Annotated in this window: 11 protein-coding genes; 7 read left to right on the top strand and 4 right to left on the bottom strand. The window is 56.4% G+C overall.

What is annotated here, in order from left to right; translation table 11 throughout:
• Nucleotides 1–207: 207 nt before the first annotated feature.
• From gnd to nudC, 5 genes are all read left to right on the top strand, one after another.
• The gene (gene gnd / locus AAEZ03_RS01990) at nucleotides 208–1188 is read left to right on the top strand and encodes a phosphogluconate dehydrogenase (NAD(+)-dependent, decarboxylating) (RefSeq protein ID WP_350575584.1); all 981 of its coding nucleotides are present in this window, start codon (nucleotides 208–210) and stop codon (nucleotides 1186–1188) included.
• Nucleotides 1185–2708 (top strand): glucose-6-phosphate dehydrogenase, encoded by a 1524-nt coding sequence (gene zwf, locus AAEZ03_RS01985; protein ID WP_048391404.1) that lies wholly within the window; start codon nucleotides 1185–1187, stop codon nucleotides 2706–2708. Before gnd ends, zwf begins: the two co-directional genes overlap by 4 nt.
• Nucleotides 2705–3523: a Cof-type HAD-IIB family hydrolase gene (locus AAEZ03_RS01980; protein ID WP_350575582.1), complete on the top strand. Its 819-nt coding sequence runs from the start codon at nucleotides 2705–2707 to the stop codon at nucleotides 3521–3523. Before zwf ends, AAEZ03_RS01980 begins: the two co-directional genes overlap by 4 nt.
• A gap of 123 nt (nucleotides 3524–3646) precedes the next feature.
• Nucleotides 3647–4459, top strand: a complete 813-nt coding sequence (locus tag AAEZ03_RS01975) for a crotonase/enoyl-CoA hydratase family protein (protein WP_350575580.1) — start codon at nucleotides 3647–3649, stop codon at nucleotides 4457–4459.
• 43 nt (nucleotides 4460–4502) lie between these two features.
• Complete coding sequence (gene nudC, locus AAEZ03_RS01970; protein WP_350575577.1) at nucleotides 4503–5333, top strand: NAD(+) diphosphatase; 831 nt, start codon at nucleotides 4503–4505, stop codon at nucleotides 5331–5333.
• Here the strand turns inward: nudC and AAEZ03_RS01965 are convergent.
• Nucleotides 5301–6086: a TSUP family transporter gene (locus AAEZ03_RS01965; protein WP_048373180.1), complete on the bottom strand. Its 786-nt coding sequence runs from the start codon at nucleotides 6084–6086 to the stop codon at nucleotides 5301–5303. The genes nudC and AAEZ03_RS01965 overlap by 33 nt on opposite strands.
• 187 nt (nucleotides 6087–6273) lie before the next feature.
• A complete protein-coding gene (locus tag AAEZ03_RS01960) occupies nucleotides 6274–7383 on the bottom strand; it encodes a sigma-54 interaction domain-containing protein (protein WP_350575574.1) in 1110 nt (369 codons plus the stop codon).
• 334 nt (nucleotides 7384–7717) lie between these two features.
• Between AAEZ03_RS01960 and AAEZ03_RS01955 the strand changes: the two genes are divergently transcribed.
• Together AAEZ03_RS01955 and AAEZ03_RS01950 are read left to right on the top strand one after the other, a co-directional pair.
• Nucleotides 7718–8887: a cysteine desulfurase family protein gene (locus AAEZ03_RS01955; protein ID WP_350575571.1), complete on the top strand. Its 1170-nt coding sequence runs from the start codon at nucleotides 7718–7720 to the stop codon at nucleotides 8885–8887.
• Between the two features lie 55 nt (nucleotides 8888–8942).
• Nucleotides 8943–10754 (top strand): aminopeptidase P family protein, encoded by a 1812-nt coding sequence (locus tag AAEZ03_RS01950; RefSeq protein WP_350575568.1) that lies wholly within the window; start codon nucleotides 8943–8945, stop codon nucleotides 10752–10754.
• A gap of 61 nt (nucleotides 10755–10815) precedes the next feature.
• On the opposite strand, the gene AAEZ03_RS01945 is transcribed toward AAEZ03_RS01950, so the two are convergent.
• Nucleotides 10816–11097: a hypothetical protein gene (locus AAEZ03_RS01945; RefSeq protein WP_048373188.1), complete on the bottom strand. Its 282-nt coding sequence runs from the start codon at nucleotides 11095–11097 to the stop codon at nucleotides 10816–10818.
• Nucleotides 11098–11262: 165 nt separating this feature from the next.
• Nucleotides 11263–12150, bottom strand: a complete 888-nt coding sequence (gene rhtA / locus AAEZ03_RS01940; RefSeq protein WP_278941627.1) for a threonine/homoserine exporter RhtA — start codon at nucleotides 12148–12150, stop codon at nucleotides 11263–11265.
• Between the last annotated feature and the right edge of the window lie 432 nt (nucleotides 12151–12582).

Below are 12582 nucleotides of genomic sequence, written 5' to 3'. Positions count from 1 at the left end.
CTCCTACAGGTTGGGGAAGGGTTTTTAGTGTTTTTTTACGCAGATCGCCGTTCATCCGTCCGCTGAGTGGATTCAATCGCGAATCTGCCCCGCTGCATGTGCGAAACTATGCGCCATGCGATAGGACTAATCCTTAGCCGAGCACCTTAAGCATTGCTGAACTAAGGTGCTGTACACCTATTTATTTGCCGTTGGGAGCAACAGTACATGCAGTTGGGAATTATTGGATTGGGCCGTATGGGCGGGAACATCGCACGGCGTCTGATGCTCAATGGGCATACCACCGTGGTTTTTGACCGCAATACCGATTTCGTCAGTGCTCTGGAACAGGACGGCGCCACCGGCGTTGCTGGCCTGCCTGCGCTGGTGGCTGGCCTGGCCAAGCCTCGCGCTGTGTGGGTCATGCTGCCGTCTGGCGCACCGACCGAAGACACGATCGATACCCTGAGCCAACTGCTCGACGCCGATGACATCATCATCGATGGCGGTAACACCTTCTATAAAGACGATATTCGTCGCTCCAAAGCGCTGGCTGAAAAAGGCATTCGTTATGTCGACGTCGGTACTTCGGGCGGCGTCTGGGGCCTGGAACGCGGTTACTGCATGATGATCGGTGGTGACACGCAAGTGGTTAAACACCTGGACCCGCTGTTTGCTGCGCTGGCCCCGGGCCTGGGCGATATTCCACGGACCAAGGACCGTGTGTCTGATGACGATCGCGCCGAGCGCGGTTACATCCACGCAGGCCCGGCGGGTGCAGGGCACTTCGTCAAAATGGTGCACAACGGTATCGAGTACGGCTTGATGCAGGCGTATGCCGAAGGCTTCAACCTGATGAAGATGAAAGGAGGCGAAAACCTGCCTGAAGACCAGCGTTTTGACCTGAACCTGGGCGATATCGCTGAAGTGTGGCGTCGTGGCAGTGTGGTGTCGTCCTGGTTGCTGGACTTGACCGCCGACGCTCTGGCCGTTGACGCACCGTTGGACGGTTACTCGGGCGCCGTGGCTGACAGCGGCGAAGGCCGCTGGACTATCGAAGCTGCCATGGAGCAGTCGACGCCGGTGCCGGTTCTGTCCAACGCCCTGTTTGCCCGTTATAGCTCGCGCCAGCAAAGCCTGTATGGCGACAAATTGTTGTCGGCCATGCGCTTTGGTTTCGGCGGCCATGTGGAGACGCCTAAAAAATGACCGAACCGTCCAGCAAATCCAACGTTAAACCTGCGCCTCCTACCACTCTGTTTCTGTTTGGGGCTCATGGTGATCTGGTAAAGCGCTTGTTAATGCCGGCGCTGTACAACTTGACTCGGGACGGTTTGCTGGACGATGGCTTGCGCATTGTGGGCGTTGACCACAATGCGATCAGTGATGAGGGCTTTGCCAAGAAGCTGGAGGACTTCATTCGCACGGAGGCCGCCAGCAAGGTCAACCATCCTGATGGTCAGGGCCTGAATGCTGACTTGTGGGCCCGTTTGGCGAAAAACATCAGTTATGTGCAGGGCGATTTCCTTGACGACAGCACCTACGCGGCGCTGGAGCAGAAGATTTTCGCCAGTGGCACGGGCAACGCGGTGTTTTACCTGGCCACTGCTCCGCGCTTTTTCAGCGAAGTGGTGCAGCGGCTGGGGGCCAGCGGGCTGCTTAAAGAAACCCCGGAGGCTTTTCGCCGGGTAGTGATTGAAAAACCTTTTGGCTCGGATGTCGACACGGCGCAAGCCTTGAACGCTTGCCTGTTGAGTGTCATGAGCGAGAAGCAGATCTACCGGATTGACCATTATCTGGGCAAGGAAACGGTCCAGAACATTTTGGTCAGCCGTTTTTCCAACGGGCTTTTTGAGTCGTTCTGGAACAACCATTACATCGACCACGTGCAGATCACGGCCGCTGAAACGGTCGGTGTTGAGACCCGTGGCAGCTTTTACGAAAACACCGGCGCCTTGCGCGACATGTTGCCTAACCACCTGTTCCAGTTGTTGGCCATGGTGGCGATGGAGCCACCGGCTGCGTTTGGCGCAGATGCGGTGCGCGGCGAAAAGGCCAAAGTGATTGGCGCGATTCGGCCGTGGTCGATTGAAGACGCGCGCAAAAACTCGGTGCGAGGTCAATACACGGCGGGCGAGTCGGGTGGTAAGCCTGTGCCCGGTTATCGTGAAGAAAACAACGTGGCCGCAGACAGCTCGACGGAGACCTTTGTCGCCCTCAAAGTGATGATCGACAACTGGCGTTGGGTAGGCGTGCCGTTTTACCTGCGCACCGGTAAACGCATGAGCGCGCGTGATACGGAAATTGCGATCTGCTTTAAACCCGCGCCGTACGCACAGTTTCGCGATACCGAAGTGGAACGTTTGAAGCCCAACTATCTGCGTATCCGCATCCAGCCCAATGAAGGCATGTGGTTTGACCTGCAGGCCAAGCGTCCTGGGCCGGGTCTGAACATGGCCAATATTGAGTTGGGATTTGCCTACAAGGACTTCTTTGAGGTACAGCCGTCTACTGGCTACGAGACCTTGATTTATGACTGCCTGACCGGCGATCAAACCTTGTTTCAGCGGGCCGATAACATCGAAAACGGCTGGCGCGGCGTGCAGCCTTTTCTCGATGCGTGGCGTGAGCAGGCGGATGTGCACTTCTATAAAGCCGGTGAAGACGGGCCGCAGGCCGCCAGGGATTTGTTGGCCCGCGATGGCCGCGTATGGCTGGACATCGAATGAGTACGCCGACGCAAGAGTCGATTCAGTTGGTGCTGTGCGACATGGACGGCACCTTGCTCAAACGCGATCACAGCATCAGCCCGCGCACGTTGGCGGCGGTAAAAGCGCTGCAGGCTGCGGGCGTGTACTTCACGCTGGCCACTGGGCGACCGCCGAGAGGCATGCGTAAGCAGATCAAACAGTTGGGTATCGAGTTGCCAACGGCTGCCTTTAATGGCGGGGTGCTGGTTAACCCTGATGGCAGTTACCTGCAAACGCATCCTGTGCCCTATGAGGCAGTGAAAACGACGTTGAATGTACTGGCTGACCACGACGTTGAAGTCTGGGTGTTTGCCGATGATCAATGGTTGTTGCGCGACCCGGATGGCCCCATGGTGGCGCAGGAGCAGAATGCGCTGGGCTTTGCTCCGCGGGTGGTCACTGAGTTTGGTGACTATTTGCACCGGGTCGACAAAATTGTCGCGGCCAGTCGTAATGCTCCGTTGTTGGTTGAGCTTGAGCATCAGCTCCAAGGTGTATTGGGTGACGAGGCGCTGGCCAGTCGCTCGCAGGCGTTTTATCTGGATGTGACAGCCTTGCATGCCAACAAGGGCGAGGCGCTTGCCACCTTGGCTGAGCGTTTAGGGGTGCCGCTGGAGCGCACCATGGCCTTGGGTGATGGCGGCAATGACCCGGCTATGTTCAAGCGTGCCGGGCTGTCGGTTGCCATGGGCCAGGCAGACGAGGCGATCCGCAAGCAGGCGATGTATGTCACCGCAAGCAACGAGGATGATGGCGTGGCGCAGGCACTTGAGCGTTTTGTCCTGAAGCCTTGATGGCTGATCGAAGACGCCACTTTGTCCGGTTTTTGGCGTAATCACGGTCTTTTTCGGGGCGCGCAGCTTGTTATAGTCGCTCGCTCATTGACCGGCGACTGCGCCCCAAAAAGGATTCAGGTTATGTCCGAATACCAGGCTTTCAAGGTTGAGTTAAACGACAGCATCGCCTACGTGACGATCAACCGACCTGAAAAGGTCAATGCGATGAATGCTGCGTTCTGGACTGAGATCATTGAGATTTTTCAATGGATCGATGAAACCGATGGCGTGCGCGTGGTGGTGATCAGTGGCGCCGGCAAACACTTTTCGGCCGGCATTGACTTGATGCTGCTGGCGTCGGTGGCTAATGAACTGGGCAAGGATGTCGGACGTAACGCTCGCCTGCTACGGCGCAAAATCCTGCAAATGCAAGCCTCGTTCAATGCTGTTGATCAATGTCGCAAGCCTGTTCTGGCCGCTGTCCAGGGCTATTGCCTGGGGGGCGCCATTGATTTGATCGCGGCCTGTGACATGCGTTATGCCGCAGCAGATGCGCAGTTTTCGATCAAAGAAATCGACATGGGCATGGCCGCCGATGTCGGCACTTTGCAACGTTTGCCGCGCATTATTGGTGACGGCATGCTTCGGGAGCTGGCGTATACGGGCCGCATGGTCGACGCTGAAGAAGCGCGCAGTATTGGCTTGGTCAACCGGGTATACAGTGATCATGAGCGTTTGCTTGAGGGGGTCATGGCCATTGCGCAAGACATCGCTGGTAAATCGCCGATTGCGGTGGGCGGGACCAAGCAGATGATCAGTTACATGCGTGATCACCGTGTCGATGATGGCCTTGAATATGTTGCCACCTGGAACGCGGCCATGTTGCAATCCACGGACTTGCGTTTGGCCATTGCAGCACATATGAGCAAACAAAAGCCTGAATTTCAGGATTGACGCGGTCGCCGCGTCGCACCTCAACTTGACCTGGGATGTTGTGATGACTTCGCGTTGGACTACGGCAGTACTGGACACCGATTTTGCTGGCGGCTTGGCCGTGGCGCGTGGCCCAGAGGGTTTTTTGCTCGACGACAATGGCCCATTGTTTCCACGTGAATGGCTCAAGCGTCAGGACCTGCCGGTTTTGGCTGAGCATGGCATTGGCCATCTGGACGGCGAGCCGGTCTACCTGCTGGAATTGAAGGGCACTGCCCAGGTTCAGGGCTGCCAGTGGCAGGGTTTGCGCGCGTTTATGCTGCAAGGCGACCACACGTTGTACAAGGTGTTGGGTTACGCCGCGCAAATTGGCACGTGGGCCCGTGAGCACCGTTTTTGTGGCAGTTGCGGGCAGGCCATGACGCAGGTGCCGAGAGAACGGGCGATGTATTGTGCGACGTGTGACTTGCGCAGCTATCCGCGTATCTCGCCGAGCATGATCGTGCTGATTACCCGTGGCGATGAAGTCTTGCTGGCGCGTTCGCCACGGTTTGTGCCAGGTGTTTACAGCACCCTGGCCGGTTTTGCCGAGCCGGGTGAGTCGGCCGAAGACTGCCTGATTCGTGAGGTGCACGAAGAGGTGCAGGTCCAGGTCAAGAATATTCAGTATGTGGGCAGTCAGTGCTGGCCGTTCCCGCACTCGATGATGCTGGGTTTTCATGCGGAGTATGCGGGCGGTGACATCGTGCCCCAGGCCGACGAGATTGAAGATGCGCAGTGGTTCAACATTCATCAGTTGCCGCCATTGCCTGCGTCGCGCTCGATTGCGCGTTATCTCATCGACCTGTACGTGGCTCGGCGTTTAGGCCATATCGAACCAGTGTTGCCAGGCTAGGCGCACCGTCAGCCCCAAGACCACGGTGATGAACACCGGTCGAATGAATTTGGCCCCGCCGCTGATTGCGCTGCGGGCGCCAAAGAAGGCGCCGATCATGACTGCAAAGCCCATGGTCAGACCGATGATCCAGTCCACGTGCCCGGAGAAGATGAAGATCGACAGCGCCGTGATGTTGCTGACGAAGTTCATGCTGCGGGCGACCCCGCTGGCCTTCACCAGGTCGATGGGGTAGAGCAGCATACTGCTGACGGTCCAGAACGCACCGGTTCCCGGGCCCGCTACGCCATCATAGAAACCCAGGCCAATACCTTGTGGCAGTTGCCATTTTTTTTTGATCGGCGCGTCGTTGTCGATCGGGGTTTTAGGCGTGCCGCCAAACAGTAAGTACAGCCCGCAGCCGAAGACGATCACCGGCAACATTTTGTTGAGCCATTCAGCCGGCATGTAATGGGCGGCGATAGCGCCGATCAGGGCGCCTGTCAGGGTGCCGAAAATAGCCAGCTTCCACTCGCGTGGATGGAACAGTTTGCGCCGGTAAAAGGTGAAGCTGGCCGTAGCTGCACCGAATGTCGAGCTGAGTTTGTTGGTGCCCAATACCAAGTGCGGCGGTAGGCCGGCGGTCAGCAGGGCAGGGGTAGTCAGCAAGCCGCCACCGCCCGCAATCGCATCGATAAAACCGGCGACAAACGCAACGGCGGCCAAAATGGCGAGGGTGGTCAAATCTACGCTGAGGCTGAGATCAAAAGGCATGAGGTCGACTTAATTCGGCGGGACGTATGCGCGATGCGCTGAAGGAAGCAGCCATCTTACCCATAACCGCAGGAAGCGGCGACAGGCCTTTTATTACGGGCAAAGGTTGCTCAGGTGACGGCTGATGAATACGTCTGCGCTTTACGTTCGGCTCAGCAGCAGCCGTCACAAGGCTGCTGCTGTTTAACTAGATGGACTGCTGCAAATAGGGGGAGGAGGCCGGTGAGTCAGAGCGGCGGGTGTTCACTGATAACGCGCCAAGCTTGATCAGGCGGGTACGTGTGACATTGCGGCTCAAGCCCAGCAGTTTGGCGGTATGCACCTGGTTGTGATGGCAAAACTCGTAGGCAGCGCGAAGCAGGCTGTCTTCAACCGTTTCATGCAACGCGCCGGGTTCTTCTTCGAACAGCCTGCGAAACGCGCGTTGCAGCAGGTCCTGGGTGCTGTCTTGCGAATGCGTGTGTGACGGCCCGGTTGTTTCCTGACGCCTTACGCGTGAAGGTGACAGTCGCAGGTCTTGCACGGAGATGGTCTGGTTGCGGCACAGCAACAAGCTGTGATGAATGACGTTTTCCAGTTCGCGGATGTTGCCCTGCCATGGGTGTTGGGTGAGGGCTTCTTCGGCGCATGGGCTGAGCGTCGACGGGCCGTGTTGCAGACGTTGCCGATAGGTGTGCAGGAAGTGTCTGGCCAGTGGCAGGATGTCCCCTGGTCGCTCGCGCAATGGGCGCAGCACCAGGCTCACGACATTCAGGCGGTAGTAGAGGTCTTCGCGAAAATGCCCCGCTTCGATGGCCTGCTCCAGGTTGACGTTGGTGGCGGCCAGTACGCGGACATTAATCGGTGTGCTTTTGCGCGAGCCGAGCCTGACGACTTCCTGCTCTTGCAATACACGCAGCAGTTTCACTTGAATGGGCAGCGGCAAGTCGCCGATTTCATCCAGAAACAAGGTGCCGCCGTCAGCTTCTTCAAACCAGCCCGCTTTGGCGGCCAGTGCGCCGGTGAAGGCGCCTTTTTCGTGACCGAACAATTCGGCTTCAACCAGCGACTCGGCAAATGCGCCGCAGTTGACGGCGACAAAAGGCTGCTGATGGCGGTGGCTGAGTTGATGAATGTGTCGGGCTACCAGCTCTTTGCCAGTGCCTGTTTCGCCAATGATCAAGACGCTGGCGTCGCTGGGAGCTATTTGTTGCAGATGCGCCAGTAACGCTTTGGACACGGGGTCTTCAAACACTTGTGCCGTGGCCCTTATGGAGGTCGCGAGTGCCGGAGTCGACGGTAATGTTAAAAGCTGCAAGGACAGCTCCTTTTATCCGGGGGCTCTGCCCACAAAAGGAAAGCCGAAGGCGACTTTATAAGGGGATTTTGATATTCCGTAAACTAACGTAATTCCATATTTATATATCCTTATGGCATATAAGACTTGCACAACACCCTACTTTTAGCGCTTTATAAGGCCATGTATTAGCGTTTGACCGAGTTTGGGAAGGCTCCTACAGGTTTTCTCAGCGCTGCCTCTTTGTTTGGGCTGTTCAATCGGTTATTTCTAACTGCCGCGCTTTTCACGCGGCTTCACTTTTTCTGCTATCAAGCACTGCCTGATTCCGGAATGCGCTCAGTGGGTTTGCACAATGAACAAACGACCTCTTTATTTCGATTACGCCGCCACCACGCCTGTGGACGATCGTGTCATTCAGGTGATGGTCGAGTGCTTGGGTTTTGAAGGCAATTTTGGGAACCCTGCGTCTGGCTCACATGCTTTCGGCCAGTCTGCCCGGCAGACGGTAGAGCTCGCCCGTGAGCAGGTCGCGCAGTTGGTCAACGCAAAACCAGAGCACATCATCTGGACGTCGGGCGCTACCGAGTCCAATAACCTGGCCTTGAAGGGCGTTGCCCAGGCCAGCCGCGAATCGCGCGGGCACATCATTACCAGCCAGATCGAGCACAAGGCGGTATTGGATACCGCGCACTTTTTAGAGGCGTCAGGTTTCGATGTGACGTACCTGGCCCCTGACAGCGACGGGCTGGTCAGTGCTGAAAAAGTCCGTGCTGCGCTGCGTTTGGACACGCTGCTGGTGTCGCTGATGTTGGTCAACAATGAGCTGGGAACGGTGAATGACGTTCCTGCTATCGGGCGGCTGGTTCGCGAGCACGGTGCGTTGTTTCATGTTGATGCGGCACAAGGTGCCGGCAAGGTGGCCATCGACCTGCAAGAGTGGGCGGTGGACTTGATGTCGTTCTCGGGGCACAAGCTCTACGGTCCCAAAGGGATTGGTGCCCTGTATGTCGGGCCACGTGCGCAGGATCGATTACAGGCCCAGATCCACGGTGGTGGCCATGAGTCCGGACTGCGTTCCGGCACCTTGGCAACCCATCAGATCGCGGGCATGGGCGCAGCTTTTGCCATTGCCCGTGAATCGTTTACCCAGGAGCTTTCGCATATTCAGGGCCTTCGCGAGCGCTTGCTTGAGCAATTGGCTGATGTGCCGGGTGTGCAGTGTAATGGTTGTCCGATCCAGCGAATCCCTCATACCTTGAGCCTGACGTTCGGTGAAGGGCACTTTAATAGTTCGGCACTGAGTGCAGTGCTGGCCTACTCGGCAACCTCGGCGTGCAATTCGGCCAGCAAGGCGCCGTCTCACGTACTGCTTGCTGTGGGCCATGATGCAGACAAGGCGGCGAGAACCATTCGCTTGAGCCTTGGGCGTTTTACCCGCGAACAGGACATTGATGTCGCGGTAAACGCCATCAAGGCTGCCATTGCAGCGCCTGCACCTTTTTGGGCAGTTGCCCAGTCTTGATGACTGCTCCATTATCCGCGACGAAGAAAAACAACCGTGGCCAGCAGGAGAGAGGATGAGCATTCAGTCGTTGAATCAGGAATCTGTGGTGCAGCGTTTGGCGCGGACTCGCGCCTTGATGGAACAGAACGGCATTTATGCGCTGTTGGTTCCCTCGGCCGACCCACACCTCTCCGAGTATTTGCCTGCCTACTGGCAGGGGCGTCAATGGCTGTCGGGCTTTCACGGTTCAGTCGGTACGTTGATCGTGACGCCGACCTTTGCCGGATTGTGGGCAGACAGCCGTTACTGGGAGCAAGCTGGCAAAGAGCTTGCCGGTAGCACTATCGAACTGGTCAAGTTGCAACCTGGTCAGCCAGGCCCTCTGGACTGGTTGGCAGAACAAGCTCCGCAAGGGTCGACAGTATCTGTTGATGGTGCTGTTCTGGCTTTGGCATCCGCGCGCACTCTGGAGAGCAAGCTCAAAGAGCGTGGCGCTGTTCTGCGTACCGATATCGATATCTTGAGCCTGGTGTGGACTGATCGTCCCGCGTTGCCTAAACAGCCGGTGTATGAACATTTACCCCCTCAAGCCACCGTGAGCCGAGTGGACAAGCTGGCGAAGCTGCGCGAAACGCTTAAGCAGCGTAATGCCGATGCACACTTTATCGCCACGCTGGATGATATTGCCTGGCTGTTTAACCTGCGTGGGTCTGATGTTTCTTTTAACCCGGTCTTTGTCTCGTTTGCATTGATTGAGCCTGACCGGGCGACGGTGTTTGTTGATCTGGAAAAGGTGAGTGTTGAGCTGCGTGACACCCTTCAGCACGATGGCGTCAATTTGTGCGATTACACCGAGATCAACGCGGCTCTGGCTGCGCTGCCGGCAACGACCCGGTTGCTGATAGATCCCGCACGCGTCACCTGCGGTTTGCTCAACAACGTGAACCGTGAGGTGACGTTCGTTGAGGGGTTGAATCCAACCACGTTCGCCAAGTCGCAAAAGAGCCTTGATGATGCGGTTCACATCCGTCAGGCCATGGAGCAGGACGGCGCTGCGCTTTGCGAGTTCTTTGCCTGGCTCGAAGCTGCCTTGGGTCATGAGCGCATCACGGAGCTCACCATTGATGAGCAGTTGAGCGCTGCGCGTGCACGTCGCCCGGGCTTTGTATCGCTGAGCTTTAATACCATCGCGGCTTTTAACGCCAATGGCGCAATGCCGCATTACCACGCGACCGAGCAAGAGCACGCCGTCATTGAGGGGGATGGCTTATTGCTTATCGACTCGGGTGGCCAGTATTTGGGCGGTACCACCGATATTACCCGCATGGTGCCTGTCGGTACTCCTACCCGCGAGCAAAAGCATGATTGCACTCGTGTGCTCAAAGGTGTGATTGCTTTGTCGCGTGCCCGGTTTCCAAAGGAGATTCTGTCTCCTTTGCTTGACGCCATCGCCCGGGCACCGATCTGGGCTGATAACGTTGATTACGGGCACGGTACCGGGCATGGCGTTGGTTACTTCTTGAACGTGCATGAGGGACCGCAGGTGATTGCCTATCAGGCAGCCGTAGCACCGCACACTGCGATGCAGCCCGGAATGATTACGTCAATTGAGCCGGGTACATACCGCCCGGGGCGTTGGGGCGTGCGAATTGAGAACCTGGTGTTGAATCGCGAGGCTGGCGCCTCGGAGTTTGGTGAGTTTCTCAAGTTTGAAACCCTGACGCTTTGCCCGATAGATACGCGTTGCCTTGAGGCTTCACTGCTGACGCGTGAGGAGCTTGAGTGGCTAAATGGTTATCACAAGCAGGTTTGTGAGCGATTGAGCCCATTGCTTGAGGGTGATGCGTTAGCGTGGTTGCAGGCTCGAACAGCAGCACTTTCTTAAAACGCGAGGGCGCTCTGTCACGTACTCGACTGAGTGGGTTACGTGACAGAGGTTTGGGCTGTTATCTGCAAAGGACGATCATGCTGCGACTGGTATAGCCGGCGGGGTTCAATCCGAAAGGGTAATCCCCAGGTTCTTCAGTACCATCGCCTGACTTGGCAACAACGCGGTATCCCTTGTCACCGCAAGCCTTTACGGCCTCCGCGTAACATTTATCCCATGACGACGATAATCCAGAGCAGTTGATGTGCAAGCCACGCTTGCCACGTTTGACGGCGGTTTCGGAGGTCGCAGCGCAGCCGGAGATCATGAGCACGGCCAAAACTACCAAAAATCGTTTCATTCCTGTCCTTAAAGCTTTTACGTCAGATTTACGTGGTGCGGTGAGCGGTTGATCATTCAGTTGCTCCTTTGGATGTCCTTATCCGAAATCGCCCCAAGTGACACATTCGGCCTATAAACATCCTCTAAATGAGAGTCAATTACCAGAACTGTGTCAAATTGGTGACTAATTGTCTGTGCTGACAGGTGCTGAGTGACCACGCATTGTGAGGGTCGCACCGACGGAGGCCATGATAATGCACAGAATAGCTATCCATTGTGTGACAGACAGAACCTCATGCAGAAACAGTAGCCCCGACAGCGCTCCAAAGGCAGGCTCAATACTCATCAGGGTTCCAAACGTACGGGTAGGCATGCGCGTAAGAGCGATCATCTCTAACGTGTAGGGCAGGGCAGTGGACAATAACGCGACAGCAAGGGCGATCGGGATCAGGGCTGGGGTCAATAGCGCGCTGCCTGCATGAACAATGCCCACGGGGGCAATAAACAGTGCCGCAATAATGACGCCCAAGGCTGCTGTCTGGACGCCGTTGTCTGCGCCTGCTTTCTGCCCGAAGAGGATATACAGCGCCCAACACACGCCAGCTCCGAGTGCATAGGCTGCGCCGACGAGGTCAATGCCTTGTGCGCCTTCTCCTAGAGGGATAAGCAGTAAAAGCCCGGTAATTGCCAGGCCTATCCACACAAAGTCGATGGCCTTGCGTGAAGAGAAGATAGCGACCGCCAGCGGGCCTGTGAATTCGAGTGCAACAGCAATCCCCAGCGGGACAGTACGCAGCGACATATAGAAAAGCAGGTTCATGCCGCCCAGCGCTATACCGTAAACAATGACGGTCTTGAGCGATTTGGCGGTGAGCTTGGCTCTCCAGGGGCGCAGTATCAGTAGCATGATGATGCTGGCAAATATCAAGCGCAGGGTTGTCGTGCCTTGGGCGCCCACAACGGGGAACATGCTTTTTGCGAGCGACGCACCTGATTGGATTGAGGCCATGGCGATAAGGAGTAGACCAACAGGTATTAGCGTCGATACGAGGCTACGAGAGGACTGTGTCATTGCGGGGTATGCCTGGGCGATAAGTGTGTAGAGGTCAAGCATCATGCTCAAGTGGCGCGCAGTGTGCAATATAGTGCGCAATATGCTTTTGAATTTGTCTTATATATAGAGGGCGTTAATTAACCCTTGACTCAGAATTTTTGCAGCCTATAATTCGCACCAATTCCGGCGCAGTCGAAACGGAAAACTCCTTGAATATCAACGAGTTGGATGATTTTGACGGTGTCAGCTTCAATTCTTCGAAGCAGGAAATGAGGTGTTGACAGCAGCGTGTAACGCTGTAGAATTCGCCTCCCGCTAACGAGAGATCGGAAGCGCAAGTGGTTGATGTTAAAAAGGAAACTTTGAAAACATCTTAAAATAACCGCTTGACAGCTACAGGGGCTGCTGTAGAATGCGCGCCTCGGTTGAGCGAAAGCTTAACCAACCGCT

Source organism: Pseudomonas sp. HY2-MNA-CIBAN-0224 (assembly GCF_040310285.1).
Lineage (GTDB): Bacteria > Pseudomonadota > Gammaproteobacteria > Pseudomonadales > Pseudomonadaceae > Aquipseudomonas > Aquipseudomonas helleri.
Note: the sequence above shows the minus strand (reverse complement) of the source record. Positions and strands in the feature narration are given on the sequence as shown.